This is a genomic window from Streptomyces sp. NBC_01669, from assembly GCF_026339735.1.
GTDB classification, from domain to species: domain Bacteria; phylum Actinomycetota; class Actinomycetes; order Streptomycetales; family Streptomycetaceae; genus Streptomyces; species Streptomyces yanii.
The window spans coordinates 894,493-916,219 of sequence record NZ_JAPEQG010000002.1; the positions used below are offsets into that span (position 1 = coordinate 894,493).

Consider the following 21,727-nt stretch of genomic DNA (forward strand, 5'->3'; position numbering starts at 1 on the left):
CCCACTGCAGACGTGAGTTGGTGCAGAGAAGGTCGACGTGGGCGGCGCCACCGTGTTGAGCCCAACCGGCCTGCCGGGCAAACCGCATCCATGCGGCGATGGTGTCCCGCTCGAAAATACGATTTAGCGGCTGTGGCCTGCACGTTTGCTGATCCTGGCGACAAGGCCTCGACTGGCCTGCGACGATCTGCGGATGTCGCTGTCGGTCGTCGCCACACTCGTCCGGAATCTGATCACCGTGCCCGCTGCCGTACTGCGCAGCCGTATGGCCAAAGATGCGGAAGTTCTCGCGCTCCGGCATGAAAACGCGGTGCTGCGCCGGCAGATCGCCCGGGTCTGCTACGAGCCCGCCGACCGGATCTGGCTCGCCGCACTCTCCCGGCTGATCCCGCGCGAACGCCGGCGCCAGGTCTTCGCGGTCACCCCCACCACACTGCTGGCCTGGCACCGTCAACTCCTCGCCCGCAAGTGGGCGTTCACCCAACGCCGCCGCCCCGGCCGACCCTCCACCGCGCCCGCCGTCAAGCAGCTCATTCTGCGCCTGGCCCGCGAGAACAGCACCTGGGGCCACCGCCGGATTCAGGGCGAACTCGCCCGCCTGGGCTACGCAATCGCCCCGTCCACAGTCTGGGAGATCCTGCATGCCGCCGGCATCGACCCCGCCCCGCAGCGCTCCGGGCCGACCTGGCGCCAGTTCCTCACCGCCCAGGCCCACGGCATCATCGCCGCCGACTTCCTCCACCTCGACACCGTGTCACTCAAGCGCCTCTACGCCCTGGTCGTCATCGAGCACGGCACCCGGCGCCTCCACCTCGCCGGCGTCACCGCCCATCCCACCGCGCAATGGACCGTCCAGCAGGCCAGGAACCTCGCCGTGATCCTGGACCGCCGCATCGACTCGCTGCGTTTCCTCCTCCGGGACCGGGACAGCAAGTACACCCGTGCCTTCGACGCCGTCTTCGAGGCCGACGGCGTGGAGATTCTGCTCAGCCCACCACGGGCACCCAAAGCGAACGCGATCTGCGAGCGAGTCGTGGGAACCCTCCGCCGCGAGCTCCTCGACCGCATGCTGATCTACAACGAGGCCCACGCCGTGAAAGCGCTGACCGAGTACATCCAGCACTACAACGGACACCGTCCCCACCAATCCCGCCAGCAGCTACCCCCGGACAGCGACCAACCGTCCAACCCTGCCGCCATCACCGACCTCCAGGCCCACCGGATCCGGCGACAACCCATCCTCGGAGGATTGATCAACCAGTATCACCGCGCCGCCTGACCAAACGACACCACCGCAGCTCACAGCGCCGAATCGTATTTTCGAGCGGGACAGTGTCCCGGCGGGTGAGCCAGCCGCGGACCCGGTGCGGCTTGAGGTCCAAGTCGGCCAAGATCCGACCGACTTGGGAGGCAGAGATGGTGACGAAGACAGTGCCGGCGACCTGGGCGGCGATCGTGCGGTGCGACCAGGTCGCTTCCGGGTGCGGGGGCGCACTGGTGGCGGCGGCCACGATCGCCAACGCCACCTGGGGCCCGTATACCTTGGGCCGGCCCGAGCGGGCGGCGTCCTTCAGCCCGTCCCGGCCCAGAGCGGCGAACCGTCCGCGCCACTTACGGACCGTGTTCACGCTGACCGCCAGGTCCCGCGCGATGGCCCCATTGCTCAGGCCCTCAGCCGCCGCCAGCACGATCCGCGCCCGGAGCACCGCCCGCACCTGCGCTTTCAGGGAAACCGCTGTACGGATCAGACGCTCGCGCACCCTCTCGTCCAACTCCACCACGACCGCCTCAACCATCCCGGCCACACCCTCGCCCGCCCCGACCAAAGTGATGATCATGGCGTATGCGGGGGTGACCCAGCAGGATGGACCCGTGCCGAAGAATCCGCCCGAGTCCATGCAAGATCACCTGCGCCACCGTCTGAACGTCCGCGCCAAGGAACGCTGGCCCCAGCTCGCCCGCGTCCAGGTGCGCTTCCGCTCAGGATTCGCCTACGTGGCGGGGGAACTGCCGGGCGAGGAGGAACCGCTGCCGCTATGCCGCCTGCGCTTCACCGGCGTCCTGCACACCTGGGGCTTCGCCCTCTACCTCGCCAGCCGAGGCAAGTACGAGGACAACCTCCTGCCCACCGGCCTACCTATCGGCAGCCCCGAAGACTGCATGGACTGTGCCTGCTACCTCTACCTCGGTGACCAGCCGGCCTGACCAACACCCCTTCACGAACTAACGCGAAGGAGGACTACCGCGCATCGAAGGCAACCCATGTGTTCCCCGGCAGCTCGGGCTTCCCAGGCACCGGTCGCCGCTCCTCGGTCCAGGCCTCGCCCGCGACTTCGGAAGCGACGTGACGCCAGAAGCGTGCCGCGCCCGCGTTCTCCTCCTGAAAAGCGATCTCCCATCGGCCAGGGTGCGCGGCCAGGACGGCCTGCACCGCTCGCAACCCGAGGCCCGACCGGCGTGCCCCACGCACCACGAAGAAGCTGTTCAGCACGCGCGCATCGCTGTCCAGCGCGCGTACGAACGCAAAGCCGACCGGCCGGTCACCAGACCATACGAGATAAGCCGACCAGGTGGGATCGCCGATCGCCGACTCTAGCCACTCGCGGCGGTATGTTCCGTCCGGGTTCGGCAGGACGCCCCAGAACTCCGACAGGTCGTGCAGGAAAAGCGGCTCTCCTGTCGCTTCCGTGGGTCGTTGACCAGGGCTGATACGCAGAACACGCCGTACCCGGGGTACGTTTCGACTGCTGAAGGTACGAAACGAATAAACCTGGATACGGCGTGCAAAGTAAGAGGATATGGGTTCGGTTGCTCGGTGTCGAAAAGACGCTGATCGAGCAGGTCGAGGCCGAGGAGGCAGACCCCGAGGGCGGTGTCGGTGGTGAGCTGGTGATCGTGGCGCATGTCCGACCGGCGAAGGGCCACAGGGAGCGGTGCGGGATCTGTCGGCGCAAGGTGGCGAAGTACGACGCTGGTGAGGGACGCCGCCGCTGGCGGGCCCTGGACCTGGGCGTCATCCAGGCATTCCTCGAGGCCGACGCGCCCCGGGTCTCCTGCCCCGAGCACGGCATAGTGGTCGCCTCGGTTCCCTGGGCGAGGCACGGCGCCGGACATACCCTGGCGTTCGACGCGCAGGTGGCCTGGCTGGCGACCTGCTGTTCCAAGACGTCCGTCACCCAGCTCATGCGGACCGGTTGGCGCACGGTGGGCAACATCGTCGCCCGGGTCTGGGCGGACGTCGAGAAGTCGGTGGACCTGTTCGCCGGGCTACGACGGATCGGTATTGACGAGATCAGCTACAAGAAGCGCCACAAGTACCTGACCGTCGTGGTGGATCACGACTCCGGGCGTCTGGTCTGGGCTGAGGCCGGCCGGGACAAGGCCACCCTGCGTAAGTTCTTCGACGCCCTGGGGAACGAGCGCGCCGCGAAGCTCACCCACGTGTCCGCGGATGCGGCCGACTGGATCTCCACGGTGGTCGCCGAGCGCTGCCCGCAGGCGGTACGGGTGATGGACCCGTTTCACGTCGTTCAGTGGACCACCGACGCCCTGGACGTCGTGCGCCGTCAGGTGTGGAACGCCGAGCGCGGAGGCAAGGGCAGATCCACCCGAGGCTCGAAGTCCCTGAAGAAGGCCCGCTTCGCGCTGTGGAAGAACCCCGAGGACCTCACGGCCGGGCAGCGGGCCCAACTGCTCTTCATCGCCAAGGCTCACCCGCAGCTCCACCGGGCGTACTTGCTCAAGGAAGGTCTGCGCACCGCCCTCAAACAGGGCCCCGACACCACCGAGGCGCTGTGGGACTGGGTGCTCTGGGCCCGCCGCTCACGAATAGCCGCCTTCGTCGAGCTGCAGCGCAGCATCGTCAGACACTTCGACGCCATCACCGCCGCCGCCGAGCACGGGCTGAGCAACGGCCTGGTCGAGTCCATGAACACCAAAATCCGACTGATCACCCGCATCGCCTTCGGCTTCAAGGACCCCAAGTCCCTCATCGCCCTCGCGATGCTCAGCCTCGGCGGCCACCGACCCCAGCTACCAGGCCGTCAACTCACGAACTGACCACCCACGGAAGCGACAGGAGAGCCGGAAAAGCGGCCAGAGTCGTTCCAGGACGTCGCGGTCCTCGGCGCCCGCTCTGCGGACAACAAAGTCTGCCATCTGATCCTCCTCGAGAACGCGAGAAGCCTTCCGGCAGACCGGAAGGCTTCGAACTATCGAGCGGACCTTATCGTGTCTACGACCTGGACACACAGCTCGCAGATCCAGGCCGCGCGGACGGTGTCTGCGTCGGCACCGTCACGTTCAGCCGACTTAGCGGACGCACGGAGGTTCACCTGCACCCCTCCACGAACTAACGCGGCACAGCACTAGTGTCCTGCACCACAAATGCCGACTCTAAGTATGTAGAGTGTTTACATGTCGCCTTCTGGTCCGCGTGCTGTGGAGATTGTTCTGTCCGGTGAGGAGCGCGCCGAGTTGTCTCGGTGGGCTGCCGGGGCGGTGTCGTCCAAGCTGGCGGAGCGGGCGCGGATCATTCTGGTCTGCGCGGAGGGTGCGTCAAATGCGGCCGTGGCGGCGGAGTTCGAGGTGACGTCGGCGACGGTGGCGAAGTGGCGTGGCCGGTTCGCGGTCCGGCGGCTGGCCGGTCTTACGGACGAGCCGCGGGCCGGGCGGCCCAAGGCCGGACTCGTGCTCACCGGGGCCGAGCGGGCGGAGCTGACCCGGTGGGCTCGGCGGGCGAAGACGGCCCAGTTCCTCGCGCTGCGGGCGAAGATCGTGCTGCGCTGCGCGGAGGGCGGGACGAACAAGCAGGTGGCGGCCGAACTCGGTATCGCCCAGGCGACAGTGAACCGCTGGCGTGCCCGGTTCGTCGAGGACCGGCTCGACGGGCTGGTTGATGAGCCGCGTCCGGGCCGGCCGCCGTCGGTCTTGCTCGACCGGGTCGAGGACATCGTGGTGGCGACCCTGGAATCCACACCGAAGAACGACACCCACTGGTCGCGTGCGTCGATGGCCGAGCACAGCGGTCTGTCGAAGTCCACCATCGGGCGGATCTGGAAGAAGTTCGACCTCAAGCCGCATCTGCAGGACTCCTTCAAGCTGTCCACCGACCCGCAGTTCGTGGAGAAGGTTGTCGATGTCGTCGGGCTGTACCACAACCCGCCCGAGCGGGCCGTGGTGCTCTGCGTGGACGAGAAGTCGCAGGTACAGGCACTGGACCGGTCCCAGCCCGTCCTGCCGATGATGCCGGGCATGCCCGAGCGCCGCACCCACGACTACCTGCGGCATGGCATTACCAGCCTGTTCGCCGCGTTCAATATCACCGACGGAACCGTCATCAGCGCCCTGCACCGGCGCCACCGAGCCACCGAGTTCAAGAAGTTCCTGATCACGATAGACAAAGCCGTGCCCGCGGAGCTCGATGTGCACCTGGTCTGTGACAACTACGCCACCCACAAGACCGACGAGATCCGCAAGTGGTTGGCCCGGCACCCCCGCTTCCACGTCCACTTCACCCCGACCGGCTCCTCATGGATGAACCAGGTAGAGCGTTGGTTCGGCCTGCTGACGGACAAACTCATCCGCCGCGGCGTCCACACCTCCATCCAGGCACTGGAGCGCGACATCCGCGCCTGGATCCAGACCTGGAACGAGAACCCCAAACCCTTCACCTGGACCAAGAGTGCCGACGAGATCCTCAACTCCCTCGCCGACTACCTGGAAAAGATCAACCCGACAGCCAAGAAATCACGACACTAATTTAGAGTCATCATTTGCGGCGTAGGACACTAGAGATCTTCGGGGGCGGCGGTGATATAGGAGGCCGTGACTTCGGCTTCCGCCTGGTGGTCGCTGACGATGCAGTCGGCCCAACCACGTCCGGACAGGACCCAGGCGAGTCGCAGGTGGGCCATCCTCGTTGGGTGCAGATCTTTTGAGGGTCTGGCCCACCTGCGGTTTTGTACGGATCGAGTCCATCGTCCCACGGAGCCCATCGCGGCCGACCTGCCCGTCTGTCTCTCACAGCACTCGTTGGTCCGCGTCGGCACCGTACGGCCGGGCGTAACTAACACGGCGTAGCCGTGCTGGATCACGAACCCGCAGGCCACGCTCGTGCCAGACACCCTCAAAAGATCTGCACCCATCGCCGAACGCCTCCAGCCGTCGCGCAGTTCGGACAGCGACCGCGCCACCGTGCGCTTCGGCGGGCGCGTCTGGTCGCCAGCCTGCCAGTCCAGCGCGTAGGCGGCCAGTTCCTCCGGCGGGTGGCCCTGCGTCTCTTCGTAGTCGGCCACCAGGACGGGCAGCGCGTCCGCGATCTGCTGACGGCGGGTCGACTGCCAGCCGATCAGCCGCTGGTCGATCCCGGCGATCTCCATGACTGGCCTCCTGCCGGGCGTCACCTCGCGCGGCTCCCACGCCCACCCAAGCCGGGCGGACACCTCCTCCATGAAGTACAGGATGTAGAGGGTGCCGGCCGCGACGATGTGCTCCAGCATCGAGTCCGCCGACAGGTTCCCCCACGTCCCCTTGTCGTCCGGCCGCCGGGCGCGGATCGACACCACCGCATGATCGTGGAGCAGTGGATTCCCGGCTCTGGACTCGTAGTGCCGGAACACCGCGACGATCAGCCCGTCCTTCACCGGAGCGCGGTGCTTGCCGCCGCTCCCCCAGCGGATCTCCGCGACCGACTCCTCAAACCACGCCAGCGTCTTGTCCCGGGCGATGTCCTGGCACAGCTCCAGCACCATGCGGTGCTCGTCATCCAGCAGCGCCCACGCGGCCTGTGCCGTCGACGGCGTCCGGAACACCAGATCCATGGCCAGCCAGGGCGACCGTTCCTTCGCCTTCTCGGTCTTCTTCGACTTGTTGTGCTCGATGGGCCTGCCCAGCACCGTCGCCCGCCGCGCCTTCACCGGATCGTCCCCGTCCTCCAGGCGCTCGCGCTCGATCCGGTCGGCGTCCGGGTGCCGGCCTTCCCCCAGGAGCAGTTCGGCCTGCCGCTCGGTCACCACCTCTCCGGCCGCGAGGCCGACCGCGGCCAGGCCCCGGCCTGTCCAGAACCCGGGCGGGACACCGGCTTCGTCTTGGGCGGCGCGCAGTGGCGTGCCCGCAGGGCGCTGGCCGTCGCCGACCATCACGCCGTTGCAGTAGTACGGCCACCCTCCCGATACGCCCCCCGTGGCCCGGCTTACGCCCGTTCCCGGCCGTAGCCACACCATCGGCTCCTGCAGCTGACGCACACGCGAAGGTCGCGCGGGCGAAGGTTGTTGGAGGAGAGACCCGGAGAAGCAGCAGGTGGGGTCAGTCCCAGACCAGGTTGAGGGAGCGTTCGAAGTTGGCGTATCCGGCTCGGGCGAAGGCTTTTGCCATGGGGACGTTGCCGAGGTCCGTCGATGCCCTGATCCGGTCGACGCCCTCGGCGGCCAGGATACGGGTGCCCTCGGCGAGGATTTCGTCGATGTAGCCGTTGCCGCGGTGTGCGGGCAGGACACCGATGTACGCGATGATCGGGTGGTAGCTGTTGCGGGCCGGGATCACGAAGCCCACCGGGCCGCTACCGTCGGGCAGTTCGGCGATGCGCCACCATTCATGCGGGCTCTTGAATCCGGCGAACTCCCCGTCGTAGTGCCGTTCGGCGGCCTCGCGGGGGCTCAGTCCGGATGCCAGGTCCGCCTGGCCGTGGGCGTCGAGGGTGCCTTCCATGACCGGGGTCATCAGGGCGAGGAGGTCCTCGCGGCCGACCACCGGGCGGAAGACGAGACGCTCCTTGGGTTCCGGGAGTGGGGACAAGGGGGTCCACTGCAGCCGCAGCCGCTCGACTAGCAGCCGTGCGCCGGTGCTCTCCAGCACGCGCGTGCGGGATTCGACCACCTCGCGGGCTGCGGGGTCCTCATGCCAGTTTGGCGGGACGAAGCGGCCGTACTCCGGCAGCTGGGCACCCGCCGGGAAGACGGTCGCCGTCGCTGTCTTGAACAGTCGCTGGCCGATCTCGTCGCGGTCGGCTTTGGGCAGCGTGTCGTCGATGTCGAAGAAGTCGAACTGCAGCGGGATGTCACCGCCTGGGGTCGCCCACCAGGCGAGCCGGGCGAGGAGGCGGTCGCCGTCCAGGGCCACCCAGGTCCACTCAGGGCGGCGGCATCCGTTTGCGAAGTCGTCGGTCAGCTCGTGGTCTAGGACGTAGCGGAGCCGGCAGAAGAGTTCGATCTCCTCGGGGCCGGTCAGAGGTCGGTAGCTCACCGATGTCGGTATCAAGTCAACTCCTGTGAAGGGATACAACGCTTGGGACCCATCCGGCGTGCTGGTCAGGCACGCCGGGTGTCCGGGCAGAGGGCGGCGAGGGCCACCTGCTGCTCAGGCCGATTCGAGGACGGGGCGGATTTCGAGCGCCTCCGGGGTGGGGAAGCCGCGGGCCAGCTCGATGGCCTCGGCGTGGTCGGCCACCTCCAGGACGAACCAGCCGCCGAGGGTCTCCTCGCCGCTGTGTACGGGTCCCTCGGTCACGGCCACGGACCCGTCCGCCGTTTTGCGCACGGTGACGGGGCCCTGGTGCTCGGTGTCAAGGGCGTCGCCGCCCGCCAGTTTGCCCGCTGCCGCGAGCTCGCCGATCCACGTCTCGTACGCATTGCGGTAGGCGTCGCGGTCGGCCTGGATCCGGGCGCGTGACGCGTGCGTCTCGAAGATCACGAGTGCGTATTTCATGGGGTGTTCCTCTGTTCGGTGTTCCTGGTGGTGATGTTGGTTCTGGTGGTGGGTGAGATGCGGGCCAGTGCGCCTGTCTCCAGGGCCGTCCACAGGGCGCCGTCCGGGCCCACCGTGATCCCGTGCGGTTCGGAGGCCGGCGTGGGCAGCTCGTGGACGGTGACCGTGCCGTCGGCGGTGATCGAGCCGACGCGGTTGCCGGCCCACTCGGTGAACCACGCGGTGCCGTCGGTGTCGGTGGTGACGGCGTGCGGCCGGGCCGAGCGGTCGGGCAGCGGATACTCGGTGATCTGGCCGTCGGGCGCGCGGTGACCGATCTGACCGGCGGCGATCTCGGTGAACCAGACGCCACCGTCATGGCTCGCGGCGATACCCACCGGGGCGGCGGCCTCGGTGGGCAGATCGTGAATCGTGATGCGGCCATCCATGCCGATACGGCCGATGGCGTTGGCCTGGTTCATCGTGAACCACATCGCGTCCCCGGCCGCGGCGATCGCGGAGGGGAACGCGCCGGTGCACGGCAGCGGATACTCCGTAACCGATCCGTCGGTGGTGAGGCGGCCGATGCGCTCCGCGGCGGTTTCGGTGAACCACAGCGCGCCGTCCGGGCCCGCGGCGATACCGAAGGGGCCGCACTGCGCGGTCGGCAGCGCGAACTCCGTCATGTGGCCGGCCGTCGTGATCCTGCCGATCCGGTGCGCCCGGTACTGGGTGAACCACAGGGCGCCGTCCGGCCCGTTACTGATGACCGTCGGACCGCTGTCCGGGGCGATCTGATGGCTGGTCGGCTTCTGTCCCGGGACGAGCCGGCCGATCTGGCCGCTGTGCACCATGGTGAACCACAGCGCGCCGTCCGGGCCGGTGGTGATCGCGTACGGGCCGCTGTCGCGACCGGACACCGCGTACTCTTCGACGGTCCGCGTCGTCACTGCTGCTCCAGACCTTCGGCGGCGGCGATGCGCTCGATGTCCTGCGGGGAACCGGCCATGATGGTGCGCGCGTGCGCGGTCACCAGCTCGACGGGCCAGTCCCACCAGGCGGCGCGCACGAGCCGTTCGATGTCGCTGTCGTCGAAGCGCTGTCTGATCGTTCTGGCCGGGTTCCCGCCCACGATGGTGTACGGCGGCACGTCGGCGGTGACCGTCGCACCGGCCGCGATCACGGCACCGTCACCGATCCGTACTCCGGGCATCACGGTGGCTCCGTATCCGAACCACACGTCGTTGCCGACCACCGTGTCCCCGCGGCTGGGCATGCCGGTGACGATGTCGAGGGTCTGCTCGGCCCACTCCCCGCCGAACATGGTGAAGGGGAAGGTGGACACCCCCATCGACGGGTGGTCGGCGCCCGCCATCAGGAATCGAGTGCCCGTGGCGATCGCGCAGTACTTGCCGATGATCAGCCGTTCCGGACCGTAGGCGTAGAGCACATTGCGCTGCACGAAGTCGGTCGCGCCGTCGGGGTCGTCGTAGTAGGTGAAGTCACCTGCCACGACGTTGGTTCCGGCGACCAGTGGCTTGAGGAAGACGACCCGCTCGTGGGCAGGCAGCGGGTGGAGCGTGGCCGGGTCAGGTGTCCGGGCAGCTCTCGGGTCGGATGGCACGTGGGAATCGCTCCGTGGGGGTTCGTGCGCGGCGGCCGGTGCCCGGGTCGTGAGGCCCAGGGCCGGTGAGGTACGCGACTTCCGCGCGGTCCGGGTTTGCGGGCCGTCGGCTGGATCGAGCGAGCCGATCCTGCTGTCTCGTGCCGGTTCATGCCGTCACCTGTGAGGGGCGGCTGACCGGTTCGGTACCCAGCATGCGGAGCGAGCAGCCTGGGAACAACGACCGATCTTGTTATGGTCGTTAACCCAGAGGTTCATGAATTCAGGAGCCATGAGGGAACCGGGGGCGGAATGGAACTGCGGGACATAGAGATCTTCCTGATGCTCGCGGAGGAACTCCACTTCGGCCGCAGCGCCGAACGCCTGCATGTCTCCCCAGCCCGTGTCAGTCAGGCGATCAAGAAACAGGAACGCGTCATCGGCGCTCAGCTCTTCGAGCGGACCAGCCGCCACGTGCGGATGACCCCTGTCGGAGAGGTGCTGCTCCAGCGGCTGAAGCCGGCATACGAGGGTATCCAGGAAGCCATAGCCGAGGTGACCACCATCGCCCGCCATCCGTCCGGCACGCTGACGCTCGGGGTCATGGGTGCACAGATGCATGACATGCGCCCGGTCCTGACCCATTTCCGGGCCGGGCACCCGTCCGTCGAACTCCGGTTCAAAGAGGTGTTCTTCAGCAATCCGTTCGGAGCCTTGCGGGCCGGTGAGGTCGACGCGGTGACCACCTGGCTGCCCGTTCGCGAGCCGGACCTGACCGTCGGGGTGGTGCTGCGCGAGGAACCGCTCCACTTGATGGTGGCCACCGACCACCCGCTCGCCCGGCAGGAGTCGGTGAGCGTGGAGGTGCTCGGTGACCACATCGTGCCGCGCCTGAACGGCCCTCTTCCCGCCTACTGGGAGAGCGCGGTCCTGCCGGCCCGCACACCGGCCGGACGCCCTGTCCGCCGTGGGCCGACCGTATCGACCTTCAACGAGATCCTTGCCCTCGTCGCGGCAGGCGACGTGGTGTGCACGGTCCCCGACGAGGGACGGCGCTACAACGCGCAGCCCGACGTCGCCTTCCTTCCCCTCCACGATGCCCCGCCCGTCCAGTGGGCCCTGATCTGGCGCACCGACCGCGCGACCCCACTGGTACGCGCACTCGCCGAGGCGGCGACGGACTGCGGGGACGCAACGGAGCGATAGATACGGGATGTGACGGCGTCGGTGCTGTCGTCCGTGACACCACCCCGCCACCACCCACAAGCCAAGGCAAGCGCGACCAGCGACCCCTGCGGCGTCATCGCCTGCTGCACGTCCACCAGGCAGGCAGTCAACCCGAACAGCACCGTTTCCCAAGCCAAGAACGCCTCCGGCTGAAACTGCAGCTGATGGCACTCCGATTCGGTCCGTCATCCCGAAGGGTGAAGCCCAGCAACCTTGCAGAGGGACACGAACGCCTGCTTCGGCGGGACACAGAGTCCCGCGCTGACCCTGCCCTTGCCGAAAACGTCATCCATTGAGGTCAGGCTGCATGTTGGTACTCGTGGAGAATGCCGCCGAGGCGATCGCGGCGGCGTATGTCGAGGCGGGCGCTCTCGTCCGGATCAGTGATCGGCGTGGGCAATGGATACAGCGGGCGGGCATTCGCGATGCCCTGATGCGGCCGATGGGAGTTGTAGAACTGTTCGAACGCGCGCAAGGCGTGGAGCAGATGCCGCTGATCCCAGATCAACGTGCGGTCCAGCAGCTCGCGCCGGCAGGTCTGCACCCACCTCTCCATAATCGAGTTCATTCTCGGCATCCGGACGCCGCTGAGCACAACCTCGATGCCCGCATCGGCGAGGATCGCGTCGAACAAGGCGGGGAACTTCCCGTCCCGGTCCCGGATCAGGAACCGCGCCCGGCAGCGTGCGTCCTCCAGGTCCATGACGAGATTCTTCGCGGCCTGCGCCACCCAGGCGGCGGTCGGGTGTGCTGTGGCGCCCAGAATCCGGATCCGCCGACTGCCGTGCTCGATCACTGCGAGCACGTACATCCGTGCCCCGGACAAGGTGACCGTCTCGAAGAAATCGCACGCCGGCAGGGCGTCGGCCTGCGAGCGCAGGAAGTCCGCCCACGAACTTGAGCTCCGTTGGGGTGACGGATCGATCCCGGCCTCCCGCAGGATCTCCCAGACCGTGCAGGGGGCCACCGTCACGCCCAGCACCAGCAGCTCGCCGTGGAGGCGCCGGTAGCCCCACGTGGGATTGTCCCGTGCCAGGCGCAGCACCAGGGCGCGGATGGAGCGCACGGTGCGGGGCCGACCCGGGCGCTTCGGCTTGGACTCGGCGGCGTGGCGGCGGGCGACCAGGTCGCGATGCCGACGTAGCACCGTGTCCGGCCGGACCAGCAGCCGCAGCCTGCGCAGCACGTCCCACGGCAGCCGGTGCAGCAGCGCCGCCAGGAACGCCCGGCCGCTCCGGCTGAACCGCACCTTCCCCTTACCGAGTTGGCGCTCCAGCACCGACACTTGGTGGCGCAGGGCGAGGATCTCCACGTCCTTGTCCCGATCGCTCATCGGTAGCAGGCGCAGCAGGGCGAACGCGTTCGCCACGCCCAAGTAGGCCAGTCGCAGCAACACGGTTGGTCATCATGCCGCGTTGATCAATAGCCGCGCGACGGCGCAGACTCGACCGACCGCGCTCGACATCCCGTACACCCCGCACACCAACTCCGACCAAGGCGGATGAGGTTATCGGCAAGCGCAGGGCTGGCCACCCGCTACGACAAGACGCCCGAAAGCTACGAAGCCGGACTACACCTGCGCGGCGCGGTCATCTGGCTCCGCAGCCTCCCGGCCGCCCCGTGATCTCAACTACGAACACGCCCTAGTAGTACCTATTTGTGAGCTGCTCATGACATGTAACGGCTTCCGGAGAGCGGATAACGGGGCCATCGTGGGCGGTGAGAGCCACAATGTCGCCATGGGAGACCGGGGTGGGGATGAGGTCGCGGTGTGGCGCGTCGGCGGGGGTGCTCGCCCCGCGGCGTATGTCATGTCGGCTGTTGTCGTGGTGGCAGCCGCTCGGTGCTGGTTCTGGTGGGTGCTTGCACCGACGTGGGTGGGCTTCACACGGGCAGGGTTGTGGACGGGCCTGGCGGTCGGTGCCTGCTGTTTCTTCTGGTGGGTGATACTGCGAGTCCGGCTGGAGATTGGTCCGGAGCTGGTTGTCGCCGTGAACCCGTGGGGTACTCAGCGGTTGCCCTTGCAGCAGGTCACACATGTGACGCTCGGCAACTGGGGTGCCGAGTTCCATCACACTGACGGGTTCAAGACCACTGCGTATGCGCTCAGCGACATGGCCGCCGGCAAGGTGCAGAGCGAAGAACGCTTCGCAGAAGTCCGGGCCGCGTTTGAGAGGGCCCGACGACCTGCGTAATTCCCGGCTCAGGCGGCTTCTGCCAGCTCAGTCGGGGTGAGGGCCGGGCCCGCGATGATGTCGCGCAGGCAGGCCAGCCCTGCCCGCACCTGGCTGGGTGTGAGTTCACCGGCAGCAGCCCGGCGGGGCGGGCCTCGAAGAGGATGAAGCGGAGTGTGTCGGCGCGCCGCCGAGCAGCCTGGCCCCGGCGCCTGGGGGCATGGCTTGGGGCCGGCCAGGAGACGGGCCAACTCGCCGTCGACGTCGACCTTGCCGGTGTCGACCGCGGTCTCGATCCAGTCCAGCGTGGCCCTCACCCTGGCGACGTTCTCGTGCACGATGGCGCGCTCGTCCTCGCCCAGCTGCCGGTCCCGCAGGCCGGGGACGGTGCGGCCTGCGGCCGCGACGAAGGAGTGGCAGGCAGAAACCAGGTCGAGGAACTCAACGGTCCGGTCGATCTGGCGGACTACGGGGGCGACGGGGCTGGTCCGGTCGAAGTGGATGAACGAGCGGGAACGAAACCCGGCGGACGAGGTCCCGACCGGGCGCACGGCCCTGCCCAAGACAGCTCCTACCTGCAGTTATTTACGCGTCAGTAATCCAGGCCCGCTGCGCGGGCCTCCGTGGAGGCGGGAAAATTGGCCCGTGTCCGTCCGGGACGCCGATCTATCTGTGATGCCATCGAGCTCGCGCGTCAGTATGGCGTTGGGGGCCGCTGACAGGGACCGTCAATTGTTGCTGCAGCACGCGGACCAGACTCTTCAGCCCTGTGGCCCCTCCGGACGGCGCCTCGTCGGCTAGTCGCGTCGTCGCCCGGGAGGGGTTCATGGACGTGTTGCACGAGCGGTGCGCCGCTTTGGACATCGGCAAGAAGGACCTCAAAGCGTGCGTACGCACCCCCAGCCCGAGCGGGCGACGCTCGCGCCGACAAGAGACCCGCACGTTCGCCACCACCACCAACGCGCTCCTGGAGCTGCGTGACTGGCTGATCCCCGAACAGGTCACCCTGGTGGTCATGGAAGCAACCGGCGACTACTGGCGCGGGGCGTTCTACCTCCTCGAAGACTGCCTGAACGTGATCCTGGTCAACGCCGCACACGCCAAGGGCCTGCCCGGGCGCAAAACCGACGTCGCCGACGCGGCCTGGCTGTGCCAGCTGGGCGAGTGCGGCCTGCTGAAGGCATCGTTCGTGCCCCCGGAGCCGATCCGGCACCTGCGCGACCTGACCCGCTACCGCTCCACCCTCGCCGCGGAACTCGGCCGCGAGACCCAGCGGCTGGAGAAGGAACTGGAGGACGCCGGCATCAAGCTCTCCGCGGTGGCCACCGACATCCTCGGCGTCTCCGGGCGGGCGATGCTGACCGCGCTCATCGACGGCGAACGCGACGTCCACGCCCTGGCCCAGATGGCCAAGGCCCGCATGCGGCCCAAGATCCCCGCCCTGGTCGAGGCGCTGACCGGCAACTTCGGCGAGCACCACGCCTTCCTGTGCCGTCTGCACCTGGAACGCATCGACCAGCTCAAGGCGGCCATCGCCGAGCTGTCCACGCGGATCGAGGAGGAGATGCTCCCTTTCGCCCGCCAGCTTGAACTGCTGGAAACCATTCCCGGAGTCGGCCGCACCACCGCCGAGGTGCTCATCGCCGAGACCGGCGGCGACATGTCCCGCTTCCGCACCGCCGGACACCTGGCCTCCTGGGCCGGGGTCTGCCCCGGCCACCACGAGTCCGCCGGCAAGCACAAGTCCGGCCGCAGACGCCACGGCAACCGGTGGCTGGGCGCCGCCCTGGGCACCGCCGCCATGGCCGCCTCCCGCACCCGCGACACCACCTACCTCGGCGCCCGCTACATGCGCCTCATGCCCCGCCTCGGCAAGAAGAAAGCCCTGGTCGCACTCGAACACTCAACACTCACTGCGGTCTGGCACATGCTCACCCAGGACACCGCCTTCCACGACCTCGGCGGTGACTACTACGCCAAACACGACCCCGAACGCGCCCTGCGCCGGATCACCCGCCAGGCCAACGCCCTCGGCCTTACCGTCCGCTTCGAACCCATCGAGGCCGCCTCAACCCACCTACCGGGCTGATGCTCAGACGTTATTTTCGGACCAGAGTCAAGCTAAGGGAGGGTTGATTAGAGCACGTGTTCGATTTTGAGTGCACGCTTAGCCGCGGCCGTCGGGAGTGTCGCGTCGGTCGCGACGGAGATGGGGCAGCCCCGAACGGGCAGGGCCGTACCGCGGTGTCAGCCGAGGCGGCCGACGTGGATGACGACGATGGTGACAGTGGCCTCGGTGACCTCGTACAGGACGCGGTAGCGGCCGACGTGCATCCGGCGCAGATCCGGTGACCCGTACTCGGCGCTGCCCGCTGGCCGTGGCTGCTCGGCAAGCAGGTCGACCGCGTCCATCAGCTGGCGCAGCCCGTCGGGGTCGTCCTTGAGGAACCGGGCGGCCGCGTCGATGGCGGCCTCGTCCCAGGTGATCTCGTACGTCAACCGCTCCCCAGCCCGAGCCGTGCGCGCACTTCGTCATGCGGAACGCCCGCGGTCTCACCGGACGCCTGCCGGGCGCGGTACTGCGCCAGGGCCAGGGCGTCTTCCAGGTCGGCGAGCTCCTGGGGGTTTATCAGTACGGCCGCCGGCTGGCCGTGGTCGGTGATCGTAATGCGCTCGCGGGCGTGGGACGCACGGCGAACCAGCGCCCCGAACCGGGCCCGCGCTTCAGTGATCGGCAGAGTGTCACTCATGTGCAGAACTGTACACTTCATGCCCCTTCTGTAGGGAGGGACGCTGAGGTCCGCACAACGCAACGGTGAAACGTGCCGGTGGTCCGGAACACCTCCACCGTTCGGGGCCAGGGCCCATGCACCGGTTCCGGACTACTTCCGCCCGCCCCGGGTCCGACTGACCCGCGGCATTCGACGGCCAGGCAGGCGTCCCGTAGGGGTCGGTGTGGCTGGCCACTGCGGGACCACATGGTTGTCAGCGGGGCCGATAACTGAGGGTTCCGAGGGACCAGTGTGTGGACAGCCAGGTCGTGACGGCCGCTTGCAAGGGCGCGTCCAGCTCGGCTCTGTCGGCACGGACCCAGGAGCGGACGTCGGTGTCATGGTCGTCGCTGCGGAGGGATAGATGTAGACGCACCCGATCACCTCGCCACTGGCGGTCTCGATGACGGTGTAGGTGAATCCGCGGCGCTGAGCAAAGTCGTCCGCGTGACGCTGCAGGTCGACGAGGTTCGCCTCCGCGCCGGGGCGCGGCCAGGTGGCGCACGGCGAAGCGCCGCACCGCGTCGCGGGCGGCTTCCTCGTCCCACACCGCCTGGTAGAGCAGTCGTTGCATCCCGAACGCGCGTGCCGCTCCGGCCTGTTCGGACAGGGTCCAGCAGTTCTTGCGTGGCAGATCGGCCAGCAGGCCGCGCACGTACGCCGAGGCGTGCGCCCGCGGCTCACGGCGGGCGAACAGCGGTGCCAGTTCGGCGGCGAGTTCGTCGAACTTCTCCTGGAACAGCGAGGGATCTATGCTGACGGCAGAGGCCGCCTGATCTTCATGTTGCGTCACAACACCATGATCAACAGGTGGCCTCGCCCATGCCCGGCGCCCCACGTCAACCGGCGCCCCGTCAGATCACGAAGTGCGACTGGAGTACCGGCACGCCTTGACCGAGGCGGAGGCGTGGAGCGGGTCGACGATGGCGCCGATCTTCCGGGCCTCGGCCTCCGCGCGGTCGGCGGCCTCGGCGTACTGGCCCTTGCGGAACTCGCAGATCGAGACGGTCAGGTCGAGGAGGTGGCCGCGCTCGGCGGTGATGGCGATCACGGCGGTGCGGACGACGACCGCGGCGACCCGCTCGGACTCGACGACGACGTCCCCGTCCCGCACGCCGGTACCGTTGATCGTCGAGGCGGCAGCCTGGAGGGTATTCTCGAACCGCCAGACCGGGCGGGCGGCGGCGACGGCCTTGACCGGACCGGACTTCGAGCACTGCTTGTACGTGACGCCGGAGCCCTCGACGAGCTCGGCCGCCTTGCGGCGGGCGTCGGCGATGCGCGATGGTCGGGGTCTGTTCCCTGCGTGCCGAGGAGAGCGACGGCGTGCCCTGCACGACCGACCCTGAGGAACTGGTCGCCTGGGCAACCGGCTTGGACACCGTGACGGTATTCGCCACGTACGCGGCCGTGGGGCTAGGCGTCCTACAGCGGGCGCACGAGGGCGGCCTGGCGGTGTGGGACCTGATGGTCGTAGACGAGGCGCACAGGGTCAGTGGTGATGCTGGGAAGCCGTGGGCTGTGGTGCATGACCAGCAGCAGTTCCCGGCGGTGCGGCGGCTGTACATGACCGCCACAGCGCGTATCTGGGAGGTGGAGGGCGAGGCGCCGCGGCTGGTGGCGAGCATGGACGAGGACTCCCCCGTCTTCGGGCCGGTGGCCTACAAGCTGCGGTTGTCGGAGGCGATCCAGCTGGGGCTGGTGGCGCCGTATCAGGTGCTGTGCCTGGACATTCGCGACCCCGAGCTGCACGCGGCGCTCACAAGCGAGGACACCAGTTCCGCGGCCGTACGCGGCGCGCGGCTTGCCGCCGTTCAGACAGGGGCTGATGCGTGCCGCGGTTGAGGAGCGCTTCCGGCGAGTGCTGTCGTTCCATAGCCGGATCGGGGAGGCGGAGGCGATGGCGGCCGGGGTGCCGACGGTCGTGCCCGGCTCGCCGAGGACGCCCCCGACACCTTCCCACCGGCGGAGCGGATCTGGGCCAACTGGCCGTCACTGGGGAGATCACATGTCCGCCAGCAGGGGTTATGTCCGCCACCGGGGACCTTTCCAGGTCCGCTGACACCACACACATCGGATCTCTTAGCGGTCCCCCGCCGCAGATTCGTTGACTCTTCTTCTATAGGTCGTGCATACTTCCGGCCAAGTCGCCAGTCGACCAAGCGATTCATCCGATCTCTTTGTCCCCAATTCCCAGTCGCTCAACGACGAGACCACTCGAGGAGGAGGCAGTTGCCAGGCGTTGCCGGTGCCCGCTTGAACGGGTCGGGCGGTCCCAAAGGTGGTGGGGTCGTCGCTCCAGCCCAACGGGGCCAATCACGTCGGTCATCCCGTGATCGCCGCTCTGATAGAGGTCAACATGAACATGCGAAGTAAACTTCGACGCCGCAGCGTGCTGGTGGTGTTGCCATGGCTGGCCTCCGCCATCATGGCACCCGGCGCTCTTGGGGCGCCCCGTAACCAGACGGCGGCCACCGCGCAACTCGCGGACTCCAAGGGCAATCCCCTGCGTATGTGGTACACCACCCCGGTGTCTGACTGGGAGAACCAGGCGCTGGTGCAGGGCAACGGCACGACTGGCCTGATGGCATTCGGCAACCCCGGGCGAGACCGCCTCCACTTCAATGAGAAGACCCTGTGGACAGGCGGGCCTGCTAATGGGCGCACCTACCTCGGTGGCAACAAGGCGACAGCGATCACGCCTCAGCAACTGAACAACTACCGCCTCGCTCTCGACAACAAGGCCACCAACGTCTTCGGCCTCCCGCCCACCGGCGCCGGCGGCGCCAACCCGCAACTCACCAGCCTGATGTTCGGCAACACAGGTGGAATGGGCATGTACCAGGACTTTGGTGACCTCTACCTGGACTTCAGCGCCACCGGCATCACCGACGCATCGGCATCGAACTACGTCCGCGACCTAGACATGAGCACCGCCGTCTCGACTGTGAACTTCGACCACGGCGGCGTGCACTACCAGCGTGAGTACTTCGTGAGCTATCCCGACCAGGTCGCCGTGGTGCGCCTGAGTGCCTCCGGGCCGGGCAAGCTCACTTTCACGATGTCGACGACGGCGGCGAGCGGACTGACCACCACTGCCACCGCGGATCCGAACGAGAAGCGGATCACCCTCGCCGGCCAGGTGAGCGACAACCAGATGCGGGCCGAGATGCAGCTCAAGCTGCAGAACGAGGGCGGAGCTGTCTCGAGCAGCGATGGCCGCACGCTGACGGTCACCGCCGCCGACACCGTCACGCTCGTCTACTCGACGGGCACGAACTACAAGAACGATTACCCGACGTACCGAGGCGAGGACCCGCACGGCAAGCTCACGCAACGCGTGGACTCCGCCATCGCCAGCGGATACGGCGCCCTGCTCGATAGACACCTGGCTGACTACCAGGAGCTCTTCTCGCGCGTGCAATTCGACGTAGGCGCAACCGTGCCCGACATCCCTACCGATCAGCTCATGAGGAACTACCGCGCAGGATCCTACGATCTCGCAGTCGACAAGATGGCGTACCAGTTCGGTCGCTACCTCAGCATCGCCGGCTCGCGGATCGGCGACCTTCCCACCAACCTCTGCGGCCTGTGGATGATCGGCAGCGCGAGCGCCTTCTGGGGAGCGGACTACCACTTCAACGTCAACGCCCAGATGAACTACTGGCCGGCGATGATCACCAACCTCGCCGAGACCCAGGTGCCGTTCAACGAGTTCGTCGAGTCGCTCGTGGTTCCGGGTCGACTGACGGCTGAGCGGTCCGCAGCGGTGAAGACCGAGGACTTCGCACACGCGCCGCTCGGGACCGGCAAGGGATTCCTCATCAACACCCAGGTGAACCCGTTCGGGCACACCGCGCCGATCGGTTCGCAAGAGTACGGCTGGAACATCGGCGGATCGTCGTGGGCGATGCAGAACCTCTACGACTGCTACCTCTTCACCGGCGACGAGACCTTCCTGCGCGACACCGCGTACCCCATGCTCAAGGAGATGGCCGCGTTCTGGAACGAGTACCTCTGGTACAGCCCGTACCAGAAGCGACTTACCGTGGCGCCGAGCGTCTCAGCCGAGCAGGGCCCGACAGCCGTCGGAACCGCATACGACCAGTCCCTGGTGTGGGAGCTCTACCGCATGGCGATCGAGGCCTCCGAGAAACTCGGGGTCGACGCGGACCTGCGCGCGGTGTGGCAGGACAAGCAGTCGCAGCTCAACCCGATCCTGATCGGGCAGCAAGGTCAGGTGAAGGAGTGGTTCGAGGAGACCACCCTCGGCAAGGCCCAGGCTGGCGATCTCCCCGAGGTGGGCATCTGGAACTTCGGTGCCGGTGGCAGCGCCAACCAAGGCTCTGTGCACCGCCACACATCGCAGCTCGTCGGGCTCTTCCCCGGCACGCTGATCAGCAAGGACACGCCCGCGTGGATGGATGCTGCCATCAAGTCGCTCGAGCAGCGCAGCCTCAACGGCACGGGTTGGTCCAAGGCTATGAAGATCAACATGTACGCCAGGACCGGCCTCGCCGAGGACACCTACTCCATGGTGCGCGCGATGCTCGCCGGGAACCGGAACGGCCTGATGGACAATCTGCTGGACTCCCACCCGCCGTTCCAGATCGATGGCAACTTCGGGCTGACCGCAGGCATGACCGAGATGCTCGTGCAAAGCCAGCTCGGCTACACCCAGTTCCTCCCGGCACTCCCCATTGCGTGGAAGGACGGGAGCGTCGACGGCCTCGTCGCGCGCGGAAACTTCGTCTTGGACATGAAGTGGGCAAATGGCGCCGCCACGGAGTTCCGGGTGATGGCTCGCAACGGCGGCACGTTCGTCGGTGACTACCTGGGCATCGTGCAGACTACGGTAAAGGACGCGGACGGCAACCTCGTGGCCGTAAAAGCCAACGGCTCGGACGAGATCTCGTTTGACACGACCAAGGGGCAGACCTACACGATCGCCTTCGAGCCCGTAGGTGTTGGGTTCGCCAACGTCTCCTGGCACGTCGATCGCGCCGAGACTGTCGGGGAGCTCGCGAGCTCCGCCGCGGAACAGGTCCGGCAGCACATCGCGCAGGCAGAGCACCTTGCGCAATCGCCCGCGTCGAACCGTGCGGTCATCCGGCAGCTCGACAACGCGGCACGAAAGGGGAAGGCGAGTACGAAGTTGGTTGAGGCACTCAGTGCGCTAGCAGCCACATTCCGCTGAACCACCGAGGCGCGTGCCCGGCGACGTCAGTCGCCGGGCACGCGCCCCTCTTGCTAGCCGTGGTCGACGCGGC

Annotated in this window: 20 protein-coding genes and 3 pseudogenes; 9 read left to right on the plus strand and 14 right to left on the minus strand. The window is 67.7% G+C overall.

Going from position 1 to position 21,727, the window contains the following annotated elements; all coding sequences use genetic code 11:
- Window positions 1-193 precede the first annotated feature (193 nt).
- Entirely contained in the window at window positions 194-1,279 is a 1,086-nt protein-coding gene (locus OG972_RS45105) for an integrase core domain-containing protein (RefSeq protein WP_266992417.1), read from the plus strand.
- On the opposite strand, the gene OG972_RS45110 is transcribed toward OG972_RS45105, so the two are convergent.
- On the minus strand, window positions 1,254-1,838 hold the full coding sequence (locus tag OG972_RS45110; RefSeq protein WP_266992419.1) for a helix-turn-helix domain-containing protein: 585 nt from the start codon (window positions 1,836-1,838) through the stop codon (window positions 1,254-1,256). The genes OG972_RS45105 and OG972_RS45110 overlap by 26 nt on opposite strands.
- Window positions 1,839-1,872: 34 nt before the next feature.
- Between OG972_RS45110 and OG972_RS45115 the strand changes: the two genes are divergently transcribed.
- The gene (locus OG972_RS45115) at window positions 1,873-2,205 is read left to right on the plus strand and encodes a hypothetical protein (protein WP_266992140.1); all 333 of its coding nucleotides are present in this window, start codon (window positions 1,873-1,875) and stop codon (window positions 2,203-2,205) included.
- A gap of 34 nt (window positions 2,206-2,239) precedes the next feature.
- On the opposite strand, the gene OG972_RS49455 is transcribed toward OG972_RS45115, so the two are convergent.
- Window positions 2,240-2,860, minus strand: coding sequence for a GNAT family N-acetyltransferase (locus OG972_RS49455; RefSeq protein ID WP_323135996.1), 621 nt, complete (start codon window positions 2,858-2,860; stop codon window positions 2,240-2,242).
- On the opposite strand from OG972_RS49455, the gene OG972_RS45125 reads away from it, so the two are divergent.
- Window positions 2,782-4,059 (plus strand): ISL3 family transposase, encoded by a 1,278-nt coding sequence (locus OG972_RS45125; protein WP_266992421.1) that lies wholly within the window; start codon window positions 2,782-2,784, stop codon window positions 4,057-4,059. The two genes, OG972_RS49455 and OG972_RS45125, sit on opposite strands and share 79 nt — an antisense overlap.
- Before the next feature lie 357 nt (window positions 4,060-4,416).
- Complete coding sequence (locus OG972_RS45130; protein WP_266992423.1) at window positions 4,417-5,760, plus strand: IS630 family transposase; 1,344 nt, start codon at window positions 4,417-4,419, stop codon at window positions 5,758-5,760.
- Window positions 5,761-6,146: 386 nt separating this feature from the next.
- Here OG972_RS45130 and mobF read toward each other — a convergent pair.
- The 5 genes and pseudogenes from mobF to OG972_RS45155 all read right to left on the minus strand — a co-directional run.
- Window positions 6,147-7,139 (minus strand): annotated as a pseudogene (mobF, locus tag OG972_RS45135) (MobF family relaxase); the annotation flags it as partial.
- A gap of 166 nt (window positions 7,140-7,305) precedes the next feature.
- Complete coding sequence (locus OG972_RS45140) at window positions 7,306-8,241, minus strand: GNAT family N-acetyltransferase (protein WP_266992425.1); 936 nt, start codon at window positions 8,239-8,241, stop codon at window positions 7,306-7,308.
- A 114-nt stretch (window positions 8,242-8,355) separates the two neighbouring features.
- Complete coding sequence (locus OG972_RS45145; RefSeq protein WP_266992427.1) at window positions 8,356-8,703, minus strand: YciI family protein; 348 nt, start codon at window positions 8,701-8,703, stop codon at window positions 8,356-8,358.
- Window positions 8,700-9,632 carry a virginiamycin B lyase gene (locus OG972_RS45150; RefSeq protein ID WP_266992429.1) on the minus strand — a complete coding sequence of 311 codons (933 nt, stop codon included), beginning with the start codon at window positions 9,630-9,632 and terminating at the stop codon, window positions 8,700-8,702. The genes OG972_RS45145 and OG972_RS45150 overlap by 4 nt, the downstream gene beginning before the upstream one ends.
- Window positions 9,629-10,306: a CatB-related O-acetyltransferase gene (locus tag OG972_RS45155; protein ID WP_266992431.1), complete on the minus strand. Its 678-nt coding sequence runs from the start codon at window positions 10,304-10,306 to the stop codon at window positions 9,629-9,631. Before OG972_RS45155 ends, OG972_RS45150 begins: the two co-directional genes overlap by 4 nt.
- A 291-nt stretch (window positions 10,307-10,597) precedes the next feature.
- On the opposite strand from OG972_RS45155, the gene OG972_RS45160 reads away from it, so the two are divergent.
- Window positions 10,598-11,491, plus strand: coding sequence for a LysR family transcriptional regulator (locus OG972_RS45160; protein ID WP_266992433.1), 894 nt, complete (start codon window positions 10,598-10,600; stop codon window positions 11,489-11,491).
- 319 nt (window positions 11,492-11,810) lie between these two features.
- Here OG972_RS45160 and OG972_RS45165 read toward each other — a convergent pair whose 3' ends face one another.
- The gene (locus OG972_RS45165; protein ID WP_266992435.1) at window positions 11,811-12,908 is read right to left on the minus strand and encodes an integrase core domain-containing protein; all 1,098 of its coding nucleotides are present in this window, start codon (window positions 12,906-12,908) and stop codon (window positions 11,811-11,813) included.
- 343 nt (window positions 12,909-13,251) lie between these two features.
- On the opposite strand from OG972_RS45165, the gene OG972_RS45170 reads away from it, so the two are divergent.
- The gene (locus OG972_RS45170) at window positions 13,252-13,707 is read left to right on the plus strand and encodes a hypothetical protein (RefSeq protein WP_266992437.1); all 456 of its coding nucleotides are present in this window, start codon (window positions 13,252-13,254) and stop codon (window positions 13,705-13,707) included.
- 59 nt (window positions 13,708-13,766) lie between these two features.
- On the opposite strand, the pseudogene OG972_RS45175 reads toward OG972_RS45170, so the two are convergent.
- Window positions 13,767-13,906 (minus strand): annotated as a pseudogene (locus OG972_RS45175) (RacP protein); the annotation flags it as partial.
- A 16-nt stretch (window positions 13,907-13,922) separates the two neighbouring features.
- Window positions 13,923-14,186 (minus strand): annotated as a pseudogene (locus OG972_RS45180) (DUF6192 family protein); the annotation flags it as partial.
- Window positions 14,187-14,512: 326 nt separating this feature from the next.
- Between OG972_RS45180 and OG972_RS45185 the strand changes: the two are divergent.
- Complete coding sequence (locus OG972_RS45185; protein WP_266992439.1) at window positions 14,513-15,775, plus strand: IS110 family transposase; 1,263 nt, start codon at window positions 14,513-14,515, stop codon at window positions 15,773-15,775.
- Window positions 15,776-15,933: 158 nt separating this feature from the next.
- Here the strand turns inward: OG972_RS45185 and OG972_RS45190 are convergent, their stop codons facing one another.
- The 4 genes from OG972_RS45190 to OG972_RS45205 form a co-directional block, all read right to left on the minus strand.
- The gene (locus OG972_RS45190) at window positions 15,934-16,185 is read right to left on the minus strand and encodes a type II toxin-antitoxin system RelE/ParE family toxin (protein WP_266992441.1); all 252 of its coding nucleotides are present in this window, start codon (window positions 16,183-16,185) and stop codon (window positions 15,934-15,936) included.
- Window positions 16,182-16,436: a type II toxin-antitoxin system Phd/YefM family antitoxin gene (locus OG972_RS45195; protein ID WP_266992443.1), complete on the minus strand. Its 255-nt coding sequence runs from the start codon at window positions 16,434-16,436 to the stop codon at window positions 16,182-16,184. Before OG972_RS45195 ends, OG972_RS45190 begins: the two co-directional genes overlap by 4 nt.
- A 235-nt stretch (window positions 16,437-16,671) precedes the next feature.
- Entirely contained in the window at window positions 16,672-17,250 is a 579-nt protein-coding gene (locus tag OG972_RS45200) for a transposase (RefSeq protein ID WP_266992445.1), read from the minus strand.
- Between the two features lie 66 nt (window positions 17,251-17,316).
- Window positions 17,317-17,571, minus strand: a complete 255-nt coding sequence (locus OG972_RS45205) for a hypothetical protein (protein ID WP_266992447.1) — start codon at window positions 17,569-17,571, stop codon at window positions 17,317-17,319.
- A gap of 212 nt (window positions 17,572-17,783) precedes the next feature.
- Here OG972_RS45205 and OG972_RS45210 point away from each other — a divergent pair, with 212 nt between their 5' ends.
- Together OG972_RS45210 and OG972_RS45215 are read left to right on the plus strand one after the other, a co-directional pair.
- The gene (locus OG972_RS45210; protein ID WP_266992449.1) at window positions 17,784-18,302 is read left to right on the plus strand and encodes a hypothetical protein; all 519 of its coding nucleotides are present in this window, start codon (window positions 17,784-17,786) and stop codon (window positions 18,300-18,302) included.
- Window positions 18,303-18,789: 487 nt separating this feature from the next.
- Window positions 18,790-21,654 (plus strand): glycoside hydrolase family 95 protein, encoded by a 2,865-nt coding sequence (locus tag OG972_RS45215; protein WP_266992451.1) that lies wholly within the window; start codon window positions 18,790-18,792, stop codon window positions 21,652-21,654.
- Window positions 21,655-21,727: the final 73 nt, after the last annotated feature.